Origin of the sequence: Paenibacillus sp. J5C2022, from assembly GCF_025567625.1 — a bacterium.
In the GTDB taxonomy this organism is placed as follows: Bacteria; Bacillota; Bacilli; order Paenibacillales; family Paenibacillaceae; genus Pristimantibacillus.
This window is the reverse complement of record NZ_JAOQJC010000002.1, coordinates 83,494-110,162: the sequence shown is the minus strand read 5'-3', so window position 1 is coordinate 110,162 and position 26,669 is coordinate 83,494. Positions and strand designations below refer to the sequence as shown.

The following is a 26,669-nucleotide window of genomic DNA, read 5'->3' as shown; positions in this document are numbered from 1 at the left end:
GAATCGCTTCATGAAATGGAGACGCAATATATTGTTTATATGCATCTACATTATTGTCATGTCCGGCTGCTCGTGGTGGGACAAGAAGTCCCAGAGCGGCTCGCCCGCTCCTGCGAATCCCCCTCAGCATGCATCGAACTGGCTATTGCAGAAGCCGCTGGCATTCACGATCTCATTGCCAACTACGAAGAGCGGCGGCTACAGCTCGAAAGTGGATTTGCAGCACGAGAAATGGCTCGACAAGCTTTACGATCACTTTGGCGTACGCATGCATGTGCAAGTGACCGAACAAGATAAGCTGCCTCTGCTGTTCGCAAGCGGACAAATTCCGGATGTCGTAGGCGTCTACGGCACGCCCTCCACTCCCGCTATGTCCGGTTCAGTCGAGGCCGGCGTTTTTCATCCGCTATCGCAGCTGCTGAAGACGCATACGCCGAAATTAATGGAGCTGATACCGGAAGCGGCATGGAAGGCCGTATCGATGAATGGAGAAATATTCGGCGTCCCGTCTTATCTAAGCAATCCTTCGCGCAGAGCAACCTACATACGGAAGGACTTGCTGCAGCAGACCGGATTGTCGCCTCCGCAGACCGTCGAGGAGTTCGTAGCCATGCTGCGGGCGTTCAAGAAGCTTGGTGTAGCCGCGCCATATGCCATGAGGGAGAACTTCAAGTATGCCGATCTTGTGTTCGGAGCATACGACGTTCTCCCCTATAAGGACCAGTTTACCGTCATCGGAGATGAAGTCGTTCCTAAGTTTTTCAAGATCGAAGCGATGCAGCAAGCGCTGCGCACGATGAAGACGATGTATGACGAAGGATTAATCGCCAGAGACTTTGCAACGATCACCGCATCCCACTTCTTCAAGACGATTAATAGCGGCGAAGCTGCGATGTGGTCGCACAATGCCATTTCGTTAAATACCTTCGCAACTACGATCCAGCAAGCTGTGCCGGATGCCTCGGTCGGCATCATTCCTTCACCGAAGGGCCCGAAGCATACGGGCGGCTACTTGCTGTATACGCCCGTGCTCACCTCCTATTACGTGAATAATAAGGTGGAGCCGGAACGCGTGATTGCGATTCTGAAGTTTCTGGAATGGCAGGCGACTTCCCGTGAAGCGTCCATGTTCTATACGTTCGGCATTGAAGGAGAAACCTATTCGGTCGACCGGGACGGGTCTATCGATTATTACGGAGCACCCGTCACGCTGGAGGAGCAAGACGAGGAAGTGTGGCGCTCCGGAACGTTATGGCTCATTACAGACTCTGCAATCAATCGGGACAAGATCGCAACCATGAAATACGGTCAAGAAATCATTCACGCTATGGACCATACTCTCCGCAAGGAAGGATTAGGCGGAATCGGCTTCTACCCCGAGTTGCCCGCATTCATGAAGTACCCGACGCTTGCGCCTCAGCAGGATGTCGGTCCCTCCTTCATCGTGGACAATATGGTCCAGATGATCTACGGCGTCCGGCCGATAGAAGAATGGCCCGAAGTGCTGGAGGAATACAGGGACCGGGGAGGCGACGAGATTATTGCGGAAGCGACGGAGCGCTACTTCAACAACGACGGCGTGATTGAATTGACCCGTTAATCGATGAATGAAATGAAGAAAGGGCGTCCCTTGGTCAAATATGATATGGGGAAGCCCCTTTCTTGCAGCTATATTCTCACTCCAATTCGATACTGATTAATCCATATAAAGCAGCGTCGTCCAAGGTTGCCATGGCATCTCCCCCGGCAACATCGCCCTCCCAGATCCGGATCGATACCTGACCTCCACCCAAAGCCGGCTTGAAGGTTAAGCGAACTGTATAGATCAAGCATTCCTTATCGTATGCAATGCCTTGTACGACCGCTTCCTGCTCAGTCAGCTTCAGCAGCTCGGAGGTCGCTATATCCATAGAGATGTAATCGCCACTCGGGACGTCGTACATTGTCATGAATCCGTCAAGCTGCCCGGCATCGTCTGTGAACATGCTGCCTTGCAAACGCAGCTTGTTAGCCGTAAATCCGCCTGCCGCCAACGCATCCGCATCCCGGATTATTCCGAACGTTCTAATCTTCCCGTCCCCCGAAGATTGCGGCGGCGTTCCTCCTCCTATCAGAATCTCGATCAAATTATGCCAGTTGTCCCGATCGCCTGTGTCCGTTGTTGCTCCGTTGCCAGTATAACGAACGTAACGGGCTTCGTTCTGTTTGAAGGCGAACAGCTCGAGTCCTTCGCCTTCGTTCGGAATCGTATCGGGATCGTTCGCCAGCATCGTGCTGTCTCCATCGAAGACAGTCGTCCATTGCTCACCGTCCACCGACAGCTCCAGCTTAAAGTGCATATTGCGGTTGTGGGCGTTCATATGAGAAGCCAGTATATAGCTAACAGGCTTCACCTCTCCCAAATCGTAGACGGACCAATGCGGGCTGTTCGTGACGCTAACCGCCCATCTCGTCATGCTTTTGCCGTCTACCGCATTGGAAGCGGGATGGCTGCCGTGCTGGCTGCTGTAAGTCACCTCTTGCACGGGATACAGTGTTGTATTCTCCGGCACTGTGGTACCTGGCCTCAACGCAAGCCCTCTGAACACGATAGAATACGTAGATGTGATATCGGCATGATCCTTATGCGTCACATTGATCGTCGCCGTTCCATAGAGCCCGTCGCTCTGGATCACTTCAATGGCATGCTCTCCGGACGCCTCCACGACAGGTACGTCCGATGTGTCTAACGGCCACTCATAGACGTATTCGAGCGTATCTGCATGGAAATCGGTCAATGGCTGTCCATCGATGGTAATGGCGCCCAGCTTCGGTGGATCGATAGGCTGCTCGGGTAATTCCGCATCCGGGTCTGTCGGACCTCTTCCAACGAAAAACTCTGTCACATCCGTCCAATTGTTGTTCGTATTCGCCAACGCATTGTACCGTATGTATCTGGCGTCTATATCCACGAATGAGAACAATTGCGGGATTTGGATCTGATCGGGAGCAGCCACGGTATCCGCCATGACGCGAGTCCACGTCTCTCCGTCTTCGGATACGTCAAGCTGGAATATAAACGCATTGGGATTGTGGTAAGCGATCAGCACTCTGTTCACTTCTTTCACTTCGCCCAGATCGAAAGTGATCGACTGCTCCGTACCGCCTACCGTCCACTTCGTATTGCGGTCGCGGTCGATGCTGCCTGATGCCGGCCCGGAGCCGTGAGCCGCAGTAGCGCTGACAGCGGTGATGTCGTACATGTCGAACGGCTCCGGCAGCGATTCGGGATACGGGAATCCGGTAAAGCCAATCCGGTAAGTGACGTCCAGACTCGGCTCCAGCGGGTTGGATACCGTAATGAAGCCTTCGCCGAACCATTCTGCCGGCTGCTCCACGCTTACATCGCCGGATGCGGACATTGCCCCAATCGCTGGAACGTCAAGCATCGGCTGGAACGGCAGCTTGTACACATACTCATGAACGTTGGGATCGAAGCCGGCAAGCGGCTGACCGTTCACCGTCAATGTGTCCAGCCTGGGGACGATGGCGACTGCCGGAGGCGTCTCGCTAATGCTTACCGCGATTTTATCCAGCTTAATCCCGGAGCCTTCCTGCATCAGGTAAAGCATATTGTCGCCTGAGTATAGTTCGATCTCGGCGGTTGCCCAGCCCCACTCGTCCACCGGCAAAGCAACCTCGTGATAAGCGTCCGGGTTGTCCGCTTCCAGGCTTGCCGACAGTCTGCTTCCGGTGTCCGACTCTGCTTGTCCGTATACGTGCACATAGGCAGTCTGTCCGCTCGATGCATTGTCAATGCGGTAGCCCAAATACTCGCTTACGCCCTCATCCTCCCAGCCTTCCGGAACTTCCATATATGCACCTCCGGAACATTCCGGACAAGACTGCTTGAAGAAATGGCCATTGCGATCGCTGAACGTCTCCGCTTCGATGTGCGTATTGCCCGAGCTTGCGACTGTATGCGATTCGCCTGACTCTACGCTATGATTGATGATTTCGAAGTTGGCGAAGCGAATCGTGGCCGGACCGATATCCGGGAATACTTTGCGGTAGATGCCCCACTTCGGCCTGTTGAACTCGCCGCCCTCGCGCCAAGTCTCGCGCTCGCCGCTCCATTCCATAATGACGGAGCCGTCCAGATTACGCAGACTCATCGAGATAGCGCCTCCCTTGAAGCTGCCATCCTCATTGCGCTCATCGGTATTGTCCACCGTAATGGAAGCATACACCCACTTGTCCGTCACATCGCTCCAATTCGCCTCCGCCAGCACTTCCACTTCATCCATCGTGGCGCCGATGGGGCTGTGTCGGAACAGCAGCTTGCCGTCGGATAGCGTATAGGTCAGCACAGGCGCTCCCGCATCTCCGCCAACCATCTTCAATTGAAAAATATGGTTGAACGCGCCGCCGGGTGACATCGTGAATTCCTCTTCGTTCACTTTAAAGTACCAATTGTAGGTAAACGTCTGCCCTGGCAGCGCTTTCGTTACGAGCGGTGACGACCCGTATCCTTTCAACTCCAGACGCTGACGGTCTGTACAGCAGCCGTCCATCGCCTCTCCTTCTTCAATGTGGAACACAAAGTGATTGCCGATTACATCGTCCGCATCCTCATGAATATGGGTCGATCCCGGCCCATCGACAGGAGACGGGCCCAGCTTCTCCTGGAACAGCGCATATGCGCCCTTCCCGGTATCCGGCCCGTCCGATGCGATCTCGGACACGGAATACGCATAGCCGATCGCAGGGATGAGCAGCGCCAGCAGAAGAACGGCACTTCCCGTCAAGAACAGGCGTTTCATCATTCTAGTCATTCTTTTCCTCCTTTGTCATTGGCGTTGCTGCGGTGAACAGCATACTTGTCTTATTCATTCATTATTGCGGTTGAAAGCGCTGCAAGGAATGTAAACAGTTACGATACCAGTGTGTTTTTTTGAGAAATAACACTGTCGTGGGCCGTTAAACGCGCAAAGGACTGTCCCGCAAGGTGCACTTGCGGAACAGTCCTATTGTCATGCGAGTATGTCAACTCAAGCGAGCTGTAAGCCGCGAATGACGGCATTGCATGCGATTCGCCCGCTTACGGAGCGGGCTTGACGACACCTTTCTTCAAGATGAGATTGGCGTACAAAGCGCCTTCGCCGGTCGCGATGATCGCGTAGGCCTTCTTCGCCCGCTCATAGAAGGCGAACCGTTCAATCTGCTGGAACGGATCGCTCAGCCCGGCGCGCTTCCGGACAATATCCGCGTATTCCTCCCAGATCGGAGTCTCCGTCTTGTCGCCGGGCATAACCGCCATCAATCCTGCCGGCCGCTCTACATATTGATCCAGCGGGAATAGCTGCAATATGGCATCCAGCAGCTCCGGAATGCCGTGTCCATCGCAGCGGATAATTCTCTGCGCATGGCTCGCAGCCGGAAAGTTGCCGTCTGCCAGCACAATCTCATCGCTATGCCCCATCTCCATGAGCACCTTGAGGAGCTCCGGCGGGAGAATGGAAGGAATGCCGATCAGCATGTTGGCCACATCCTCTCATCTCAGAATGACTACTTCATTTTTTGCAGCAGTTGTATACGATAGGCTTCACTCTCCAGTGAAGCGATTTCCTCGAATTCTTCCTTCGTCAGCGCCTTTGGCTCCCGGATCGCTTTCGCGATGAGATAAATTTTGGCGCTCTCCTCCACAACCTCCGTCCGGTAGTATGCCTCGCGAAGATTGCGGCCGGTTGTGACCAGCCCATGATTGCCAAGCAGTACGGTGCTCGCTTGATTGACTACCTCTACATAGGCGTTCGCAAGCTCCTCCGTCGTCGGAAGCACATATGGAACGTACAGCGTCTTGCCCACCAGCGCCGCCTGATCCGGGAACATGATGGGCAGCTCCTGCTCCACCAGGGTGAAGGCGATGCAGTAAGGCGGATGCGTATGCACGATGGCGCCGATATCGGGATTGGCGCGATAAGCGTACAGATGCATCAGCACCTCCGATGACGGACGATAGCCGATGTCCGCAATCTCGCCGCTTGCAATGTCCACTTCCACCCATTGCTCGGGACTTACTTCATCCAGCGCGAAGCCGCTGGGAGACAAGTACATCTTGCCTTCGTGCCGCGCGCTGATATTGCCTCCCGGGCCTACTACCAGTCTGTTCTCCACTGTCTTGCGTGCATACTTGCACAGCTCCTCTCGAATCGCCGCGCTGCTCATGTTATAACCTCCATATCCGTAATTAAGAACGATGCCTGCTTCTTGTCATATTACTTGTACAGCGGACCGAAGTTGGTGCATGCGCGATAATCCGCGCCTTCCGGATCGGCCGTGCCGAACAGTCCCCAGGCGCGTGGACGGTATACCCGCTCCTCCGGCACGTTGTGCATATTGACCGGAATGCGAAGCATTGCGGCCAGCGTAATGAGGTCTCCGCCGATGTGCCCGTAGCTGATGGAACCGTGATTCGCGCCCCAATTGTCCATTACATCGTAGACGGAAGTGAAAGCTCCGCTTCCCGTCAATGTCGGTGCGAACCATGTAGTCGGCCAAGTGGAATCCGTGCGCTTGTCCAGAATGTCGTGCACGTCTTGCGGCAAGTCCACGGAATAACCTTCCGCAATCTGCAGTACGGGACCTACGCCCTTCACGAGATTGATGCGGGACATCGTCATCGGCATGCCGCCCCGCGTCAAGTAGTCGGAAGAGAAGCCGCCGCCGCGGAAGTATTCTACGGATGCCGGACGCCACGAGGTCGCATGCAGACACTTCTGCGCTTCCTCTTCGCTAATCTCCCAGAACGGCTTCATCGCAGGCTTCCCGTCTATCGTCTGCTCGCCCGTTCCGTCGAGTGTCGCCGGCCCGGAGTTGATCAGATGAAGCAATCCGCCGGACGCTTCGCCCGCAAGCCGATGGCCGGTTACGCGCTCTACAGATTCAGGACTCCAGTATGTGCGCACGTCCGCGAAGATTTGCGCCGTGTTCGTCAACAGATAGCCGAATAGCATAACAGCTCCGTTCAGGCTGTCATTCTCTGTCGCTACCATATACGGCGCGCGGATGCCGTTCCAGTCGAAGGAGGAATTCAGCATCGCTTCCAGGAAGTCGCCGTTAGGGAAGTGATCCGTCCATTGGCGCTGTCCCTGGAAGCCGGATACGATCGCGTCGTGTCCCATCGCTTCCTCGCCGTAGCCCAGCTCCGCCAGACGAGGGTTGCCGACCATTAGATCGCGGGCGATCTGTGTCATCTTGACGACCGTCTCCCAATCCTTGTCCTTCTGCTCCCGCGATGTCTGGATGTCTGCAGGGTTGTTGTCTGCTCCCTCCACACAGTTCTCCTTCACCCACGACAGAGCCCGCTTGAATTCCTCGTCGTCGTAGATGCCTTCATCCATACGGCGGACGAATTCCGTCATATCCACATATTCCGTTCTCATGCCGAGATACTCCTGGAAGAAAGCGTCGTTCACGATGGAACCGGCGATCCCCATGGATACGGAGCCCATGGACAGATACGACTTGCCCTTCATGATGGCTACCGCCAAGCCCGCTCTTGCGAAGCCGAGCAGCTTCTCGCGCACGTCGTCCGGAATCGACGTGTCGCCTGCGTCCTGCACGTGCTCGCCGTATATGCCGAATGCCGGCAAGCCCTTCTGCGCGTAGCCCGCAAGCACAGCGGCGAGATAGACGGCGCCGGGGCGCTCCGTTCCGTTGAAGCCCCATACCGCTTTCGGAACGGACGGGTCCATATCCATCGTCTCTGTGCCGTAGCACCAGCAAGGCGTTACCGTAATAGAGACGCCTACTCCGGATTTGGCGAACTTGTCCGCACAGGCTGCCGCTTCCGCCACCCCGCCGATGCACGTATCCGCAATGACGCATTCCACCGGCTCGCCGTTCGGATAGCGAAGATTGTCGGAGAGCAGCTTCGCCGTCGCCAGAGCCATATTCATCGTCTGCTCCTCCAGCGATTCCCTGACGCCTTTCCGTCTGCCGTCAATCGTCGGGCGAATTCCTATTTTGGGAAATCCCGCTTTAAAGCGTACATTCATCTCAGTCATGTGTATCCCTCCATACCGAATAATTGTAGTTATGTTACCGATAACCTTAAAGTAACAGCTAAAATAGTTGATGTCAACGCTTACTTTTTTGTATGATAGAAATCATGAATAATGGAATGTACGGGATAAGGGGCGCTAGAAATGGTTACGATCTATGATATTGCCGCGAAAGCCAACGTATCGGCAATGACAGTATCCAGAGTTATCAATAACACTGGGAAAATCAGCGATAAAACGAGGGCGAAAGTGAAGCGGGTCATGGAGGAAATGAATTATGTGCCCAATCAGACGGCGCGCAGTCTCGTGCTTCAGCAGACAAAGCTCTTGTTCCTGCTCATTACGGATATTATGAATCCGTTCTATACGACTCTGGCTCGCGGCGCCGAGGATGCGGCGATGAAGCATGGTTACCGGCTGCTGTTCGGCAACAGCGATGAAAATCTGGAGAAGGAAGCGGATTATGTGACGACGATTCTGACGACGCGGGTGGACGGCGTGCTGCTTGCCCCTGCGGGCGATCCCTCCTTGCCCCATCTGGAGTCGCTGCAGCGCCACAACGTGCCGTTCGTCCTGCTGGACCGCGAAGTGCCGGGCATTCAATGCGACATCGTGCTGGGAGACAGCAAGGAGGGTGCCCGACAGCTCGTCGATCATCTGGCGGCGGCGGGGCATCGGCGAATCGCGATCGTGAACGGCTCTTCCTCCATCTCCAGTGCCCGACTGAGGCTGCAGGGGTTCAAGGAAGGCATGAAGCTGAATGAGCTCCCGTTCTCCGAAGACGATATCTATGAGACTAGCTTCGGTTCACTGAACGACTTGTCCGACATGGACCGCTGGCTGGACAGTCTCGCCCCCATGCCTACGGCCATTCTGTCCGGCAACAATGTGCTCGCCATCGAAGTGATGCGACTGCTGACACGAAGGAATATGCGGGTGCCGGAGGATATATCGATTGTCTGCTTCGACGATCTCGGTCCGCACACAGAAGTGGAGCCGTTCCTCACCGTCGCGGCCCAACAAGCCTATCAATTCGGTTATATGGGAATGGAGATGCTGATCGAGCGAATCGGACAACGCGACGAGAAGCTGCCGTGGAAGAAGATCGTCTTGCCGGCAGAGCTTCTCGTTCGCCGTTCCGTCCGCCCGCTGAACTGAGCATTCGCTACAGTCGGGAGCTACTGCTCTTCTTCGCGCTCCTGCTTCTTCTTGCCACGTCTGTGGACAGCGAAGAGAAGCAACGGTACGTTCTCGGTCACGCTGTATCCGCTGTACAGTTCGATTGCGCCGTATATTTCCGCAATGCTGAATATGAGCAGAAAGGGCAGCAAGGCAATGGCGAACACTCCGATTAAGAACCCGATCGATACCGACTTGATCATATCTCTGACATTCATAATGCCATCTCCTCCCGCACGCATTTCTAACAGTGTATGCCCGGAACGGATGCGGGAGACTTTGTCTGCATTTATTTTTGACCGGCGGCACCCAAGAGCAACTCGTCGCTAATCCTTCGCAAGAACAGTCTGTCCCAGCTGCCATTGTACGCCGCTATAGCTGTGGAACGGCGTATTGCCGTCCTCCAACTCGCCCTGGAAGCTTCCGTCCTCCCGCATCTCGACGACTACTTTCCGCCACTTGCAATTCCCGCTCTCATAATCGAAGGATTCTCCGTCGTCATCGTAGATGAGACATTGCCCGGGCTTGCTGCCGAAGTGGACGAACGTCAACGGAACCTTCTCCCCTGACGCCGGCACATGAGACAAGGCAGGCATCATGGGAATAACCGCTCCTTCGCGCACGTAGATCGGGAGTCTCTCCAGACCGGGGCGCACTTGAACGACCGCCCGTCCCTCATGCCGTTCGCCCGTCTCTAGCTCTAGCCAGGAACCGGACGGCAACAGCACCTTCCGCTCGCTCTCTCCTGCGACAAGCGGCGCGATGAGCAGGTCGTCGCCTACCATATACTGATCGTCCCACGCATTCACCGCGCTTCGGCCGTAAGCCGCATCCGTCGTATTCAGCACGCTCACTTCCTTCATAGCATGCCGCTTCTCCGCAGCGGCCCTCTCTTCCTCCGACATGACAAGCGGCATTGCGCGGAACGGAGGCAGCCCCGTCTCCCTATATTGTGCGAATGCGGTATACAAGTAAGGAAGCAGCCTCATTCGCAATTGAATATAATGCCGGATGACAGGTTCCGCCTCCGGGAACGACCATGGCTTCGTTCCATCGCCCCACGCATTGAGCATGGCCAGCGGCGAGAAGCAGACCGTCTGCATTCGGCGAATCCAATCCTCCGCATTCTGCGCGCGGCGCACCTCCGGCGTCCACAGCAATCCGCTGAACGAAGCATTGCAGAGCGCCCGGATGAACTGCTTATGATCGTACAGATCGGAATAGAGCACGTACGGCATCGGCGAAGCGGCTGCATTGGAAGCGCGCACCAGTCCATACGTTCGCCGGTTAGCCTTGCGGAATAGCTCGTCTCCCATCTTCTGGAACATGAGCCCGTACAGCTGTCTCACCGTCTCGCCGTTCAAGCCCGACGGGAATCGCGCATGGGCCGGGAACATCCAGGAATTGTTCGTCAACTCGCTGCCGTCGCACTCGTCATGTTTGTAGCCCGACACGCCGAGGGCAACATGCCTCTTCTCGTGCTGCTTCATATAGTGCGTTCTTGCTTCCGGCATGACATAGTCGGGAGCAAGCCCTCCCCAGACGGAATAATTGCCGGAAAGCGACGACAGCTTCTCGTACAGCTCGCCTTCCGGTGCAACGTAAGGATGCTCCCACAGATTAATGCGGAAGCCATTCTCCTTCATCTCGCGAATGAAAGCTTCCGGCTGCGGGAACCGCTCGCCGTCCCACTCGTATGTGACGGGATAGCTGCGGCTGTGCCAGCCCGGCTCCAGCCCGATCACATCGCACGGGAACTCCCTTCTTCTGAATTCCAGCGCTTCTTCCATCACCTCTTCATCCCTGTACAGAGTCGGCACCCTGTGCCAGAAGCCCAATCCCCATCGCGGAGGCAATGCGCCGCCTCCGCAATACAGGTTGTAACGGCATATGACGTCGGCGAGCGCCGGCCCGCCGAACAGATACAGATGCGCTCCTTCGGCCGGCAACTTAATCTCGATTCGGGATGAAGGCAGTGTGGCCCGCCACCCCTTGTCGCGATTCCGGTCGCGCACATCCTCGGTCCGCGTATGCTCCTGCTTCATTGTTGAGCCCAGGAACATCGTGACAATATGCGACGTATCGACGAGCAGACCGTAACCCTTGTCGCTGGCATAGAACGGCACAGGGGCATGCGTCTCGCCGGTATCCTGCTTGGGATCGCTGTTCACCCTCATATAGCGGGTCTTTCCCCGCTGATTCATGCGCATGAATTGCAAGCCCGTACCGTACAGCTTCTCTTGCTCTTCCAATGGAAGCTCAAGCATATATCCGCCGCATGGCAATCGTTCCGCTCCGATATTGTCCATCAGTCCGGGGACCTCCGAGTGCGGCATCGTCCGCAGCTGTTCCCTTCGCGGCTCCGCCCCCATGAATGCAAGCGGACTAAGCGTCTGCGGATGTCCAATCGTGCTTCTCCATACTCCCGGGGCTGCTTCTTCCCATTGAATAGTTGTCATGCTGCTTCCCCCTATTTTCTACTGGCTTGTCATGCCTCGTCCTTGCCGTGCAGCCGGACTTGCAATCGGCTGCATGACACGCTGGACGCATTGGCGCAATGAACGAGCGCTTGCGTCTTCAGATAATCGGCACCGCTTGTCTCCGCCTCGCGGCCTTCGTGCAAGGAGGAGAGGAATTCGTCAAGCGTATCCCGCTGCCGAATATCGCTATAATCGTCAATCACGGTGGCATCTTGTCCCCGGTACAGCGCAATCTCTCCGTCCCTTAACAGCAGCGCCCCTTCCGTTCCTTCGACACGCCAGTTCCCACTCCATCCCGTAGCCGGCCCTCTGGACGCGATCGATGCGGTATAGCTTGCGGTTATGCCGCCTTCCAGCTCTATCGTGGCGTAGCATTGAAGCGAAGCCCCTTCCTCCTGCCACCCCGCAATGGGGTCGTAGAGTCTGGCTTGCACCGCTACTCCTTCCCTGCCTGTCAAGTAGCGGAGCATATCGAAGTGATGTACGCCGATATCGTCCAATATACGGACGGCGTAGTTCCGCTTCACCTGATGGAAGCGATGGAAAGCGATCTCGACTGTGGAGAGCTCGCCGATCGCTCCGGACTGGATAAGTGCCTTTAATTTGCGCACATAAGGAAAGTGACGGTAGTTCTCTGCAATCATGAACGGGATATTCTCCCGCTTCGCCCTGTCAACGATCTCCACGCTTTCCGCAAAGTCAAAAGAAATCGGCTTCTCGCATAATACCGGCAGCTTGTAATCGAATGCGGCATGATTAACCGCCGAATGCGCCGAAGGCGTCGTCACATTAACCAGGAAATCCGCCGCTTCCGCTTCGTGCCTCAGCGCCACCTCGAGAGAGGTATAGAACGGATAAGGATCGTTCCCCATTTTCTCCTTCATTGCCTCATGACTTTCCACGACCGCATGCAGCATGCCGCGGTCCCGCAGTCGCTTGTACCAACCGAATCCTGCGCTGCCAAGCCCGACCAGAATCGCTTTCATTCCTCTTCCTCCTCGTCAGGCCAATGGGATGACCATATTCCATGTGCGTTCGGCTCTATCGAAGCCTCCCGGTCCGTCTGCGGTAGCGGCGAACAGATGGGTCGGCTTGCCGTCCTGGAACAGCAGGAAAGGCCTCTCCAGACTGCCCATCGTCCTTACGGTACCATCGTCCCAGCTGATCGTCCGGGAGTAAGCGTGCGGCGCACTCGACAGCTCCCAATGCAGGCCGTCCCGGGATAAGGCGTGGATGCCGCCATGCTTCTCGCCGCATAACGTACCGTCCATATCTTTCGCAATCAGCTCATACCCCTCTGCGGTATGCCATATGTAAGGGTCTTCAATATGAAAGGAGTCCGGCAAAAATATCGGCTCGTCGGAGATGACCCGATAAGGACCACTCCAGTGATCGGCAACCGCTGCTCCGATCGTCATCTTGCCATGCTGATGCCCTTCGTATCTTCTGGCCTTGTAGATGAGCAGCACCGAACCGTCCTCCTTCACGCAAGGAGCCGGATTGGACGTCAGGAAGCTGTCGTACTTCCCCGGCCGGGTAGGCAAGAGAGGCTCGTCCATCCTCTTCCATGGTCCGAACACGCTGTCCGCTACCGCAAGGCCGATTCGCTTGTTGGCCCGTGCCACGATCGTATGGGGATCATCCAGCCCGATGTCCGTGGCGGGATCTCCGAACGGATGAGTCGAGCCCATATAATAGAGCAAATAATGGCTGCCATGCTTGACAATATGCGGATTATGCGTACTTCTTCCATCCCAGTATTCCGCCCCTCGGGCAGGCAGCACGACCTCTTGGAACTCATAAGGCCCCTCGGGCGTATCCGCCGTCGCCCGCACAATCTCGGATGCGACCAGCCAGCCGGGATGCATGGGCAGGCTCTTCGGCCAGCGGGAGGCGAACATATGGAAGCGCCCGTCCTCCCCCTTGACGACCGAGCCGCACCAGACCCAGTATCCCTCCATCCGGAAGCCTCCGCTGATGGGAGCTTCGCACATGGATTCCATCAATAATCCCCTTCTCATGAGTATCCCTCCATTATGTACGATTAATGTTATCGATAACCTTAACGTATCAGCGCACATGCCGGATGTCAACACTTGCTTGCATTTCATGACGAGTCATCGGATCAAGTGGTACCGCTTCATAGCGCTGCCGTAGAGCCACTGCTCCGCTGTGCGAAGCGCGGTCCCTTCATCAATCCACCCTTGTGTTAAGCGCTCCCACAGAAAATCGGCGGCCAGCCGTTTAATGAGCCATATCTTCCCGTAGCTCCATTCGATGCAGCGCGCATCGGATACGACAAGCGAGCATTTGCTTGCCGGCAGTGCCTCCAATCTGTACTGCATGCTATCCTTGTACGTGCTTGCGCGGAAGTTGAACCACCACATCCCGCCGATATGCACATTGGGGAAATTCCATGCCGCCTGTACGGCGTCCAGATTGTTCAGCTCCGAAGCGAGCACAAGCTCGAACGGACAGCTGTACACTTCGAATAACGGCAGAAGCTTCAATATGCGCTGCGGGTCGTTGACTGGCGTCGCCTCTCCGCACCAGGAACGCTCCACGCCGAGGAACAATTGCACGAGCAGTCCATGCCGCTCGGCTGCGGCGCATACTTCGTGCAAGAACTCCATCATGACTACATCCCGGCTGCTGCCGGGGCCGACCGTTCTTCGTTCCTTGGCCGACACCCCGTAATGCGGCAACGTCGTCATCACGCCGGGATATCCCCGATCGGCATATTCGCGAAGCAAGCGATCGATGACGGACACCGTCTCCCGATATATCCCTCCCGGATCTTCCGAAGCCTCCACGGCGGCTAACCACTTCCCCATCTCGCCATCAATTCGGGGCATGACGACGGCATCCTCCCTCATCCCCTGGAACGGTCCGTGCTGCGGATAATTGACGACCGAACGGCGTATCGCCATTCGATCGGCCACCGTCTGCGCCCAGCCGGCATCCGCTTGCGCGGCTTCTACAACCGCAATCGCCCTCCTGACGGAATCCCCATCGTGGATCGCAACTCCGTACAACTCGCTCATTATCCGAGTGAACGCGATATTCATAAGCGTCGTTCTCGTCTCGTCATATGCCGCGACGAACGCTTCGATACGCTCATCAAGCGGCAGCTTCTCCGCATCGGCGGGGTAACCTCCCGCCTGCAGCTCGCGCAGCAGCCAGAAGTAATGGGCGATCTGCCAGAAATCGCGCGCAGCAAGCGAATCGCCAATCAGATGCGTGTGCGTATCCAGCACCGGCAGCTCCATCACTTTACTCATAAAGGCATTTCTGGCTTCCGTGTGTTCCGTTCTCCTCATTCTCTTCTCTCCCATCGCTAAGACTTGCAGCTCTGCACCAGCATACGCAGTTGCTTGTAGAGCGCGATCTGAGCAGATATAGCAGCTTTATCCTCCGCCGCAAGCAGCGTCAAATCCAGCTCGTAGCCGAAATTGCCGGACATGGCCGCATGCCCTCTCATACTGATCGGAGTCATCCGGCGCCCACCAGCTGCATCACATAACTGCATCGTTTCCCTTGCAAATGAAATATCCGTGTCTCTCTGTCATAACTGATCGTCATCGTCCCTGTCTCCTTCAACTCGCCATGAATCGGGTAGGAGGCTACCCATTAGTTGAGTAGCCGACCTCCCACACCACCGTGCATACCGTTCGGTACACGGCGGTTCCATTAGGAATGTGCAGTGACTTGTCGATAGTAGTCTGAAAAGAATAGGAATCCTAAACCTTTGATGGTTTTGTTATCGAGGGACTTAGAGAGGATTGGGCTATTGGAGGTTCTCCAATAGCTCTTTCTAGTGTTGGCGTATTCCCATGCCTTCTGTTTCTGGATACCGAGGGATTGTAGTCTGTCAAGTCTCGTCCTCACTCGTTTCCATTGTTTCCAGTAGATCATGCGGATTCGCCTTCTCATCCATTCATCCGTGATTTGAAGTAGTTTCTTCATGTCGGCAAGTTTGAAATAGTTGACCCAGCCCGTGATATAGCGTCTAAGTTTCACGGCTCTGGCTTCATTTCCCATTCCGTTGCTTCTTGAAGTAAGCTCTCTGATCTTGTTTCTCATCTTCGCGATGGATTTCGGATGAATTCTTACTCTCGTTTGACCCTTGTATGAGTAGAATGAGAAACCTAGAAATTTAACTCTTCTCACATCGTCCACAACGGTTTTCTCCCGATTAACCTTAAGGAATAGTTTCTTCTCAATAAACGGAAGGATATTTGTCAGTGTACGCTCTGCGCTCCTTCTGCTCTTGCAGAAGATGAGCAGATCATCCGCATAGCGGACAAATTTGTGTCCTCTGCTTTCCAGTTCCTTGTCCAACTAATTTAGCATGATGTTACTAAGTATTGGACTTAGGTTGCCGCCCTGCGGTACGCCGACTTCGGTTTCCTCAAACCGATGTTTTACGATAACCCCAGCTTTTAGGTATTTGTGTATGAGTGAGATGACTCGTCCATCCTTGATGGTTCTCGATAATACTTCGACGAGTTTACTTTGGTTCACTGTGTCGAAGTATTTCTCTAAGTCCATGTCCACTACATATTTGTGCCCTTCCTCTATGTTGCTTTGACTTCTCCTAATGGCATCGTGTGCACTCCGCTTGGGTCGAAACCCGAAGCTGTTCTCTGAGAATTGCTTCTCGTAGATCGGCGTGAGTACCTGGGCGATTGCCTGCTGGATTACTCGATCCACTACAGTCGGGATTCCTAGATTTCTTTTCTTCTTCCCGTCTTCTTTCGGTATTTCTACCCTGCGAACGGGGTTCGGACGATATTTACCGTCCAGAATGGATTGCTTGAGTGCTTCTCCGTTCTCTTTGAGATATTGTAGAAGTTCATCTACTCCCATCCCATCGATTCCGTGTGAACCTTTGTTTGCTTTGACTCTCTTGAACGCATGGTTCAGATTATCTCTGCTGACAATCTGCTCAAGAAGTCCACTCTTCAACAAGCTTGCGTTGGTGTTGTCTCTTTTAGTTATCCTTACAGGATTGTGCACTCCCGCATATCCTTTGTGTTCCGCACTATTCTTTTGCGGTGAGCCTTCCGCTGGAAGTTGGCTGCCCTTCGCTCCTGTCTTGGTAACATTCATTGACTAACACCTCCTAAGGGTTCGGCCCTTCCCCGTGTCGTCGACTACATCGGGTACTATGGCTTCTGCTGACTTCTCATGATAAATCTTGTTTCAACCGTGATTCGAATATATATCTCCTCACGTCCATGAGACCTCCCACGGTAAGACGATTCACTTTCCTTCCATGTACCCGCATCATTTACACTGACATGTCCGTGTAGTTATTGGACTTTGCTTTGTTCAGCAAGCTCATCCCATGTCATATGCCTGATGATGTTCGTGTTCCTCGGGTCGGAATTTTGCCTCCGGCTTCCTTCAGATTCCACCTCGCGATGGACACCCTTGCCATTGACTAGTGGTTGGTAACTACAGACCCCCACAGTGGACTTTCACCACCTAGTTAATCGCCATGCGTGGCACACTGACATGAATCCCCCTCCGCAGAGGGGGATTGCATTCGTCTTATTCCGTTGTAATGTTAACGACGCCTTGCTTGCTGTTCCATCTCTCATTCGCTTGCTCCAGAATTTCCTTGCCGCCTTTGGCCAGATACTCCTCGATAACCTTCGGCCAATCCGCAATATCTTCCTTGCCATAGATCATGCGAACCATATGGTCGACGATCAGCTTCGAGCCCTGGTCTCCGCGTGGCGTCAGATCGGGATACTTGTTGTAAGCGTCCAGCTCCGGATAGAAGCCGATGCCCGGAAGCCCTTCGAACGGCAGCAGCTCGTCGAACGCCTTCAAGACGTCGGGACCGCTCGGGTCCATCATGACTTCCAACTTGTTCAGCTTCGCATCGCGCACGCCCCATAGCGTGTTGCGGAACGACGCTTCTTCTTGCCCTTCCTTATCCGTCGGCTTCTCGTATACAATATTGCCGTTCGCATCTTTCGTGTACGTATCGCCTTCGATGCCGAACGAGAAGAACGTAGCAGCTTCGTCAGTCAGCATCCAATCGAAGAACTTGATGATGTTGACAGCCGTATCCTGATCCACCTTGCTGTTAATATAGAAGGAACGGATGAGCGGCGGATAGTAGAAGTAACCGCCCTTGCCTTCAGAACCGACCGGCGAAGGAATGAGATCGATCTGCGCTTCCGGCACCGCACGGGCGACAGAGGTGCGATAGCTCATCAGCGAAGTGGCGTTATGCGACCAGATGCCCGCGTTGCCCGCTTCCAGACTGTTGCCGAAGTCCGTTGACGAGATCGTTGCGAACTCTTTAGAGATCAGCCCTTCCTGATACATCGTCTTCATCGTTTCCAGCGCCTTCATCATGTTCTCGGAGTCGAAAAATTTAGGCTGGATTTTGCCGTCGACCACTTCGAACTGATCTTTATACGGCAGCACGTCGAACGCACCGAAGACAAGGTCTGAATATTTGAAATTTTCACGCATTTGATAAGGTTCCTTAACGCCCATCTCCTTGAATGCGCGAAGGACGTCCAGGAACTCGTCAATCGTCTTCGGCGGCTGCAGTCCCGTCTGCTCCAGCAAGTCCGTACGGATAAATGTGGCACGGCGGGAAGGATTGCTTAAAAATTCCGGCAACCCGTAAATCTTGCCGTCTACCCGGACAATATCCCATACATTCTCCGGTACTTGCGCCAGCAAGTTGGGCCCATGCTCCTTAAGCAGATCATCCAGCGGCATGAATACGCCGCTCTCCACCGATCCGGCCATCGCCTTGTCGCCGGGACCTCCTATAGCGCCTACGACATCCGGAATGTCATTGCTGGCGAACATGACGCCGTATTTCGTATCTTCCAGTACACTAACCTGCAGTTCCGTATTCGTCCGCTTCTCCAGCTCCGTTACCCACTTCGTCTCGCTCAGATTCGGCACTCTCGTATGATAGCCCGAGCTTACGGTCGTAGGATATACGATCGAGAATTTCGTCGGCCCTTTTGCCTCCTGCTCACCCGTATTGTTTTTTTGTTCATTGTTTGCGGGCTTCTGATTTTCTTTTGGTGTATTGTTTTTGTCATTGCCCGCACAGCCCGCAAGCAATCCCGCAATCATTGCCACCGATAGACCGATTCCTGTCAGCTTCTTCATGGTTTACCCCTCTTTCGTATTTTGGTGAAAACGTTTGCTTGTTACAAGTACATTATAATTTTTCCATTAATAATAATGTATGTCATTTTTTATTGTCCCTTGTCGTTTTTTCACTGCATTAAACAATAAAAGAACGATAATTATGACACTATTAGGATTTAATTGAACCGACTAGCATCCCTTTAATAAAATACTTCTGCAGAAACGGGTACACCATCATAATCGGAACGGTAGCGACGACGATAACCGCCATCTTGATGCCCTCCGGCGACAGCTCTGTAAAAAACTCGGACGTTATATCTGCCTGGCCGAGCTGATCAGCGAATACAATCTCTCTCAATCTCACCTGCAGCGGAATCCATTCCCGGTCGCTAATGTAATAGACGGCGTCTCCGTACCGGTTCCAATGGGCAACGCCATAGATGATCGCCATCGTGGCCATAACAGGCTTGGACAACGGCAGCACGATACGCCAGAACGCCATCAGCTCGCCGCACCCGTCCATCTTCGCGGAATCCAGCAGCTCGCTGGGCAAATTCATGAAGAAGGAGCGCATAATGAACATATTGAAGGCGCTGATCGCCATCGGAAGCGTAATCGCCCATAGCGTATCCAGCAGTCCCAGGCTTCGGATAAGCAAGTAATTCGGGATGAGCGGCGCGCTGAATATTAAGGTGAACAGGACGAAGATAAGCACGCCTTTCCTGAACAGGTATTCCGGCCGCGCGAGCGGATAAGCCAGCATGGATGTCATAAGCAGATTGAGCAGCGTTCCGAATACCGTCACGATCAGACTGTTCCGGAAGCTCTTCCATATGGAAGGATCGCCCAGAATAAGCTCATAGCTGCCCGTCGTGAAGTTCACCGGCCAGAAGGCGACATCCCCCGAGACGATCGCCACGTTGTTGCTGAACGATTGCGCCACGATATGAATGAGCGGCAGCACCATCGTCAAGCTGATCGCTCCTAGGAAGACAACGTTGAACAGGTTGAACAGCTTCTGTCCTCTCGAAATAATCATCGGTAATTCCCTCCGTTTTCACCGTATCGGTTGGCAGAGCTAGTACAGCCCTTCACCCGATACCTTCTTGCTGAATCGATTGGCTATGACAATGAGAAGCAGCCCGACGACCGATTTGAACAAGCCGATGGCGGTAGTGAAGCTGTATTGGCGTTCAACGAGACCGGCTCTGTACACATAGGTGTCGATAATCTCTCCATTCTGATTATTCAGCGGATTCAGGAAGACGAATACGCGCTCGAAGCCGAAATCCAGAAAATTTCCGATCTGAAGCAGGAACAATATGACGATCGTCGGCAGGATGCACGGGATTGTAATCGATATAATCTGCCGGAACCGGTTGGCTCCGTCAATCTCCGCCGCTTCGTACAGATCGGGATTGATGCTGGCGATCGCCGCGAGATAGATTATCGTCCCCCATCCGCTGTCCTTCCAGATGCCGGAACCGACCAGAATCGTTCGGATGTAAGATTCCTCGCCAAGGAAATAGATCGGTTCGAAGCCGAACAGGCCGATCAGCTTATTCACGATGCCGGTGGAGGGCGACAGCACGCCTACAACGAACCCGCCGACGATGATCCATGACAGGAAATGCGGCATATAGACGACGGTCTGAATAATCCGTTTGTATACGACGAGCCGCAGCTCATTCAACAGCAAGGCCAGTATAATGGGCACCGGAAAGGCGAATACGAGATCGTATACGCCGATCAGCACCGTATTTTTCAGAATTAACAAGAAATCGGAATATTGGAACATGCGCTGAAAATGATACAGCCCTACCCAGGGACTATCCCACATCCCCTTGAAAATGTTGTAATCCTGAAACGCGATGACGGAGCCGAGCAACGGAATGTATCGGAACAATGCGAAGTACAGAATGCCCGGTATCGATAAGACATAAAGCGGCCAATACTTGCGCATGAACTTCAGTCGCTGTCCCATCGAATTGAATGTATACTGCTGATCGTTAGGTGATGCCGATCTGGATGCCATTAGAATTCCTCCCTTCTTCTAGGATTGCCTCAGGCAGATGCGAGCGCTGCCCGATGGCGGTATCGGAAGTTCATGCGCTCCTTGCGACAGCATGAGATTGAACGTATGCACCACGTCGCCGTAACAGTCCCGAATGACTACTTCGGCCTCGCCCGCCGGCTGTTGAAGCCTCGCATAGACGCCCGCTTCCAGACGGCCGTTCACAATGCTCCATTCCTTGCAGGAGGACGGCTCGGGAAGCGTCACCAGCGAATCGTAATAAGTGACGATAACGGCGCGGTCTTGCCCGCTTGCAATCACGCACGGATAGAGCAATTCCGGATGCAGCGGCGCAAGCTTGCCGTCCAGCAGCTGATCCCGGTTGTCGTTCCAGAACGACAGCCAGTGCTTCGTCATGCGGCGATGCCCGTCCGTCATATCCGCCAGCTTCATGGATACCTGCGGGACAGAGAACAGCGCGTTGATCAGTTGCAGCGCCGCACTTTCCGCCGGCTCCTGCGGATGCCACATCATCATGTCCGCATGAGCGGCGGTATTGCCGCACAGCAGCCGGATATCCAGCGTCCGCACACGGTTCTGTATGCTGTCGTTCGGACAGTCCGAAGCCCGGAACATATTGCCGTACTTGCGCATCGCCGGACCGATATATGGCTGGCGGAACTCGATCATCACATCCGGCTTCAGCTGTCTCAATCGGCTGATGCATTCCGTCAGCAGGCGGTCCACCGCTGCAGGCACCGAATCGTAATCGCGCCCGGGAGCGTCGGACGGGGTCTCTCTATCCGGCGAATAGAACTGATCGACGAAGTCAAGCTTGAAGCCGTCGAGATTCCAATCCGTTATCGCTCTCTCGTAGGTGCCGATAATGTATTCCCGCACCTCCGGATAACGGGGATCGACGACGCCCGCCCCCATACCTTCGCTATACCGGAGGAACTTGTCCTTATACCGATGCCACGCTTCGCTATGCTTTCCGACGAACGGCACGGCGTACCATAGCATGATTCTCATGCCGAGCGCATGAATCGCTTCGACATGCTCCCTCATGTCCGGGAATTTCTCCGGGCATGGCTGCCAGTCGCCGGTGTAGGCGTATCCCCGCTGATTGTCCGAAGTCTGCCAGCCGTCGTCGACGATGACCGCTTCCATGCCCAGCGGCCTCGCCAGCCGGCACTCCGCTTCCACCTCCGCCGCCGTCACATTCTGATGCATGCTGTACCAGGTAGAGTACATGGCCGATCGAGCCGTCTCCGGCACATGTGCGGGTCTGTACTCCGCCATGCGGCTCCACCAGTCGCTCGCATCCGTCAAGCAATCGTAATAGGGGATATCTCTCGTATCCATGCGCAGCGTGGCGACATAATGGTCAAGCGGCGCGGTCTGTTCCTGGAACAGACGCACGTGCAGCTGGAACATGGCCGACTCTTCCCGGATCGCTCCTCTGTAATGAACGGTATGAAGAGCGTCGGAATACGCGAACGTCAACCGATTGCTGCCGTTCGCGCTGAACAGTGAATGCACAGGCGCCGACGTCGCGGCGTTGGAACGGTACTCCCGCATCCAGTCGGCCTTGAAGCTCTTGTTGCGATCCGCGGCGGGATGCCAGCTGGCCCCGATGTCGTCGGCCGGATGCTCCCAGCTGATCGTGAGCGGCGCAGGCACCGTCGCCTCCTTCGCATCCAGCATGATGTGGATCAAGTCGACGCCGTCCCCCTCCTTTTCCGTTACAACCTGGATGCGGAACCGCTCGTCCACCCCGCTCAGCGTGAACCGGTGCGTTCCGGTAGATATAAACGTCATGATATTCCTCCTGCTAACTGGTTTCTGTGCCGATGTTCCCCTGCATGGAGCCATAATGTAACGATCGGGTCGCGTTCGTCGGAGATGAGATGATGGTCCTCGCCGGGTTCGATCACGATAATGTCGCCCGGCTTTACAGCGTGCATCCCGCCATCCACTTCCATCAGTCCTCTGCCTTGCAGAATGACGAACGCTTCGCAATCCTTGTGCGTATGATAATCCCGCCCCCCAGGGCCGTCATGGCTATGGCTGCGCTCGCCGGGCTTCGCGAAGGCTAACCCGCCGTGCGACAAATACTTGCCTGGCAGCCATTCTTCCAATACATGCTCCAATGCCCCATCCTTCAACTCGTATATGCTGCCTCTTAGCAAGTGCTTCCCTCCTTTGTCCGTTGTATCGGACCTGACTGTCGTCAGCCGGCCAAAATCTGCTCAATCAGGTCCAACTCCTCATCGCTAAACTCGGATTGCTTCAGAAATCCGGCGATATCATCGATTTGCTCCGCACGGCTAACCCCAATGAGCGCGGATGTCACGCGGCCTTGCCTCAATACCCAGGCGACGGCCATCTGAGCCAGCGTCTGGCCTCTCTCCGCCGCAAGCGCATTCAGCTTGCGCGACTTCTCCACCTTCGCCTCGGTTACATCCTCCCGCTTCAGGAATACGCTCCCGCCGGCCGCTCTGGAATCCGCGGGGATGCCTTTCAGGTAACGATCCGTCAGCAGTCCTCTGGCAAGAGGGCTGTAGGCGATGGTTCCAACTCCTTCCTCTAGAAGCACTTCCTGCAGACCTTGTTCCAATCTGCGCTCGTACATGGAATAATGCGATTGATGAATGAGGCACGGCGTGCCGAGACTGCGAAGAATGGCGATCGCCTCCCGCGCCTGTTCCGGTCCATAGTTGGATATTCCGACGTACAGCGCCTTGCCTTGCCTTACTGCCTGATCCAGCGCCGACATCGTCTCTTCCAGCGGAGTCTCCTTGTCGAAGCGGTGGGAATAGAAAATATCGACGTATTCCATCTTCATACGCTTCAGACTCTGATCGAGACTGGACAGCATGCTCTTGCGCGAGCCGAATTCGCCGTACGGTCCAGGCCACATTCCGTAGCCCGCCTTAGTCGCGACGACCATCTCGTCCCGGTAAGCCTGGAAATCCTGCCTCCACAGCTGACCGAACATCTCCTCCGCAGATCCGGGAGGCGGTCCGTAGTTATTCGCCAGATCGAAGTGGGTTATGCCCAGATCGAACGCCCGGCGCAGCATATTTCTCCCGTTCTCCCTGGAATCGTTCCCTCCGAAGTTGTGCCACAGGCCCAGTGATATCGCCGGCAGCTTAAGTCCGCTATTGCCGCAGCGACGGTAGCTCATCCTTTCATATCTGCTTACATCCGCCAAGTAAGGCTCCATACTTTTCACCCCGATTTTTATTAGTAAGTCCATAACTATATGATGCAAGTATACGGATTGCGGCAATTTGGCGGTATGGCGTAACTTCAGTCAGGTTGTCTTTTTTTACGAAAATGAAAAATCCCGATCTCGTGGGCCAATAGGCTCACAAGATCGGGATAATATTATTAATGAGGATTGCAAAGGCCATTATGGATGACTGGCGAATTATTCGGACGAAGGCTGCCGCTCCTTCCGGAATGCCGTCGGCGACCTGCCGCTCCATCTGCGGAATTGCTTCGAGAAGAAGAGCGGATCGCCGAATCCGACGGATGCCGCCACTTGCGCGATCGTCAGATCGCCCTCCAGCAGCCGCTCCGCCTTCTTCATTCTTACCTTGAATAAATATTGGGCCGGAGACAGGCCTGTCGCCAGCTTGAACAGCTTCGTCAGATGGGAGCGGTGATATCCCAGCGTCGCGGCTATCCCTTCAATCGTAAGCTGGTGAGCGTATTGCAAGTTCATCAGCCTGACCGCCTGATCGATTCGGCTGTACGAAGGCTGGTGAAGCACATCGGCGTCTTCCCCGTCACCGTTCATGGAGCTTTCCCCTCCATGCTCCGACTGTCGCCGCTGCATCCCCATGCCCAACTCATACAGCAGCAGCCTGAGCCAGCCGGCCGACTCCGCATTGCCTAACGACGGCAGCGAATTGCGGTCCAGGCTCTTCCTGAGCATGCGGAACAACCGGCGCAATCGCGTTGTCCTGTCGCTTCTGATCACAGTGCAATCCGGAGTAATCCCGAGCTCCGACAATGCCGCATCCGCAAGCCCGCCCGAGAATGCCACCCACACATAGCTCCATGGATATTGCATATCGGCTTCATACTTGACAAGAATGTCCGGGAAGATGACGAATACGTCCCCCTTCCCCAGCCGGTAGCTTTCCCCCAGCGTCTCGAACGTGCCCTCGCCTTCCAGCACAAGATGAATCAGATAGAAATCGTGTACCGCCGGCCCGATATAGTGGCCCTCCATAGGCCGCCCCTCCCCGCTGAACAGCACCGAAATCTCTTCCTTCAACGGGGATTTATTCATCGATATGGAAAAATGGTAATGTGTGTCCACATGCGCCCCTCCTGCCTTCCCCTTCTCTATCCCCAACTCTATCATGCAACAAAACTCCATACAACCACTTCTTCATTCCATATGAATGCTATTGGATCAATCGTATACTAATGGTGACCAACGACTGGCGCGCAGTTGCATGTTGATCATTCCATAATCATGAAGGAGGATAACCTCACATGTCCAAAATGACGTTCATCGGTGCAGGAAGCACCGTTTTTGCCAAAAATATTCTTGGCGATGTGATGATGACCCCGGCTTTGCAAGAGTTCGAGATTGCACTGTTCGATATCGACGAGACCAGATTGCGGGATTCCGAGCAAATGCTGCTCAACGTTAAGCGCAACAGCGGCAGCACTTGCCACATCCAAGCGTATACCGATCGCAAAGAAGCGCTTCGCGGCGCCAAATATGTCATTAACGCCATTCAGGTAGGCGGCTACGATCCTTGTACCATTACGGACTTCGAAATTCCGAAAAAATACGGACTGCGCCAGACGATAGCGGATACAGTCGGCATCGGCGGCATCTTCCGCAACCTGCGGACGATCCCTGTTATGCTGGACTTCGCCCGCGATATCAATGAAGTATGTCCCGACGCGCTGTTCTTGAACTATACAAATCCGATGGCGGTATTGACGAATGTCATGAACACCTACGGCGGCGTCAATACGGTAGGCTTGTGCCATAGCGTGCAAGTATGCGTGCCTCATCTGTTCGATCATCTGGGCATGGATACGGAAGGCGTCAAATGGAAGATCGCGGGCATCAACCATATGGCCTGGCTGCTTGAAGCGACCAAGAACGGCGTAGATCTGTATCCGGAGATCAAGCGGCGTGCGGCGGAGAAGCAGAAGGAGAAGCATCACGACATGGTCCGTTATGAGATGATGCTGAAGTTCGGTTATTACATTACGGAATCGTCGGAGCACAATGCGGAATACCATCCTTACTTCATTAAGCGGAACTATCCGGAGCTGATCGACCGCTTCAACATTCCGCTGGACGAATATCCGCGCCGCTGCGTCAATCAGATCAACCGCTGGGCTTCCATGCGCGAATCGCTTGTCAACGACGCGAATCTGGAGCATTGCCGCAGCCATGAATACGCTTCCTACATGCTGGAGGCGATAGAGACCGACAAGCCGTTTAAAATCGGCGGCAACGTCATGAACACAGGGCTCATCACCAACCTTCCGAAGGAAGCTTGCGTAGAGGTGCCTTGCCTGGTCGACAGAAGCGGCATTACGCCGACTTACGTAGGGGATCTTCCGCCACAGCTGGCGGCATTGAACCGCACCAATATCAATACCCAGCTGCTGACGATCGAAGCGGCCATCACCGGCAAGCGCGAGCATATCTACCATGCCGCCATGCTGGACCCGCACACTTCCGCAGAGCTGTCCATGGATGACATCGTCGCGATGTGCGACGATCTGATCGAAGCGCACGGCAGCTGGCTGCCTGGTTATAAGTAA

Annotated in this window: 20 protein-coding genes and 1 pseudogene; 3 read left to right on the top strand and 18 right to left on the bottom strand. The window is 54.7% G+C overall.

The features are described 5' to 3' along the window. The first annotated feature begins 10 nt into the window (after positions 1-10). The gene (locus M6D81_RS02275; protein ID WP_262675181.1) at positions 11-1,600 is read left to right on the top strand and encodes an extracellular solute-binding protein; all 1,590 of its coding nucleotides are present in this window, start codon (positions 11-13) and stop codon (positions 1,598-1,600) included. Positions 1,601-1,676: 76 nt separating this feature from the next. Here the strand turns inward: M6D81_RS02275 and M6D81_RS02270 are convergent, their stop codons facing one another. From M6D81_RS02270 to M6D81_RS02255, 4 genes are all read right to left on the bottom strand, one after another. Beyond that, positions 1,677-4,814 (bottom strand): discoidin domain-containing protein, encoded by a 3,138-nt coding sequence (locus tag M6D81_RS02270; protein WP_262675180.1) that lies wholly within the window; start codon positions 4,812-4,814, stop codon positions 1,677-1,679. A gap of 266 nt (positions 4,815-5,080) precedes the next feature. After that, positions 5,081-5,518 carry an RbsD/FucU family protein gene (locus M6D81_RS02265; RefSeq protein ID WP_262675179.1) on the bottom strand — a complete coding sequence of 146 codons (438 nt, stop codon included), beginning with the start codon at positions 5,516-5,518 and terminating at the stop codon, positions 5,081-5,083. 29 nt (positions 5,519-5,547) lie between these two features. After that, positions 5,548-6,207 carry a class II aldolase/adducin family protein gene (locus M6D81_RS02260; protein WP_262675178.1) on the bottom strand — a complete coding sequence of 220 codons (660 nt, stop codon included), beginning with the start codon at positions 6,205-6,207 and terminating at the stop codon, positions 5,548-5,550. Positions 6,208-6,257: 50 nt separating this feature from the next. Next, complete coding sequence (locus tag M6D81_RS02255) at positions 6,258-8,039, bottom strand: L-fucose isomerase (protein ID WP_410795684.1); 1,782 nt, start codon at positions 8,037-8,039, stop codon at positions 6,258-6,260. Between the two features lie 150 nt (positions 8,040-8,189). Here M6D81_RS02255 and M6D81_RS02250 point away from each other — a divergent pair, with 150 nt between their 5' ends. Continuing rightward, positions 8,190-9,203 (top strand): LacI family DNA-binding transcriptional regulator, encoded by a 1,014-nt coding sequence (locus M6D81_RS02250; RefSeq protein WP_262675176.1) that lies wholly within the window; start codon positions 8,190-8,192, stop codon positions 9,201-9,203. A gap of 20 nt (positions 9,204-9,223) precedes the next feature. On the opposite strand, the gene M6D81_RS02245 is transcribed toward M6D81_RS02250, so the two are convergent. The 14 genes and pseudogenes from M6D81_RS02245 to M6D81_RS02175 all read right to left on the bottom strand — a co-directional run bounded on the left by M6D81_RS02245 (position 9,224) and on the right by M6D81_RS02175 (position 25,191). Further along, positions 9,224-9,442 (bottom strand): hypothetical protein, encoded by a 219-nt coding sequence (locus tag M6D81_RS02245; protein ID WP_262675175.1) that lies wholly within the window; start codon positions 9,440-9,442, stop codon positions 9,224-9,226. Between the two features lie 108 nt (positions 9,443-9,550). Then, complete coding sequence (locus M6D81_RS02240; RefSeq protein ID WP_262675174.1) at positions 9,551-11,683, bottom strand: glycoside hydrolase family 31 protein; 2,133 nt, start codon at positions 11,681-11,683, stop codon at positions 9,551-9,553. A gap of 29 nt (positions 11,684-11,712) precedes the next feature. Then, positions 11,713-12,690 carry a Gfo/Idh/MocA family protein gene (locus M6D81_RS02235; RefSeq protein WP_262675173.1) on the bottom strand — a complete coding sequence of 326 codons (978 nt, stop codon included), beginning with the start codon at positions 12,688-12,690 and terminating at the stop codon, positions 11,713-11,715. A gap of 15 nt (positions 12,691-12,705) precedes the next feature. Continuing rightward, positions 12,706-13,725, bottom strand: a complete 1,020-nt coding sequence (locus M6D81_RS02230) for a glycoside hydrolase family protein (RefSeq protein ID WP_262675172.1) — start codon at positions 13,723-13,725, stop codon at positions 12,706-12,708. 96 nt (positions 13,726-13,821) lie between these two features. Continuing rightward, positions 13,822-15,024 carry a glucuronate isomerase gene (locus M6D81_RS02225; protein ID WP_262675171.1) on the bottom strand — a complete coding sequence of 401 codons (1,203 nt, stop codon included), beginning with the start codon at positions 15,022-15,024 and terminating at the stop codon, positions 13,822-13,824. 17 nt (positions 15,025-15,041) lie between these two features. Further along, positions 15,042-15,200 (bottom strand): alpha-galactosidase, encoded by a 159-nt coding sequence (locus tag M6D81_RS02220; protein WP_317259086.1) that lies wholly within the window; start codon positions 15,198-15,200, stop codon positions 15,042-15,044. A gap of 194 nt (positions 15,201-15,394) precedes the next feature. Further along, positions 15,395-16,816, bottom strand: a pseudogene (ltrA, locus tag M6D81_RS31760) (group II intron reverse transcriptase/maturase). 444 nt (positions 16,817-17,260) lie between these two features. After that, the gene (locus M6D81_RS02205; protein WP_262675170.1) at positions 17,261-18,859 is read right to left on the bottom strand and encodes an extracellular solute-binding protein; all 1,599 of its coding nucleotides are present in this window, start codon (positions 18,857-18,859) and stop codon (positions 17,261-17,263) included. 151 nt (positions 18,860-19,010) lie between these two features. After that, a complete protein-coding gene (locus M6D81_RS02200) occupies positions 19,011-19,880 on the bottom strand; it encodes a carbohydrate ABC transporter permease (RefSeq protein ID WP_262675169.1) in 870 nt (289 codons plus the stop codon). A gap of 39 nt (positions 19,881-19,919) precedes the next feature. Further along, a complete protein-coding gene (locus M6D81_RS02195; protein ID WP_262675368.1) occupies positions 19,920-20,825 on the bottom strand; it encodes an ABC transporter permease in 906 nt (301 codons plus the stop codon). 69 nt (positions 20,826-20,894) lie between these two features. Beyond that, entirely contained in the window at positions 20,895-22,676 is a 1,782-nt protein-coding gene (locus M6D81_RS02190) for a glycoside hydrolase family 36 protein (RefSeq protein WP_262675168.1), read from the bottom strand. After that, positions 22,673-23,047, bottom strand: coding sequence for a cupin domain-containing protein (locus tag M6D81_RS02185; RefSeq protein WP_262675167.1), 375 nt, complete (start codon positions 23,045-23,047; stop codon positions 22,673-22,675). Before M6D81_RS02185 ends, M6D81_RS02190 begins: the two co-directional genes overlap by 4 nt. A gap of 41 nt (positions 23,048-23,088) precedes the next feature. After that, positions 23,089-24,045, bottom strand: a complete 957-nt coding sequence (locus tag M6D81_RS02180) for an aldo/keto reductase (protein WP_317259085.1) — start codon at positions 24,043-24,045, stop codon at positions 23,089-23,091. Positions 24,046-24,291: 246 nt separating this feature from the next. Then, positions 24,292-25,191: an AraC family transcriptional regulator gene (locus M6D81_RS02175; RefSeq protein ID WP_262675165.1), complete on the bottom strand. Its 900-nt coding sequence runs from the start codon at positions 25,189-25,191 to the stop codon at positions 24,292-24,294. A gap of 179 nt (positions 25,192-25,370) precedes the next feature. On the opposite strand from M6D81_RS02175, the gene melA reads away from it, so the two are divergent. Further along, complete coding sequence (gene melA / locus M6D81_RS02170) at positions 25,371-26,669, top strand: alpha-glucosidase/alpha-galactosidase (protein WP_262675164.1); 1,299 nt, start codon at positions 25,371-25,373, stop codon at positions 26,667-26,669.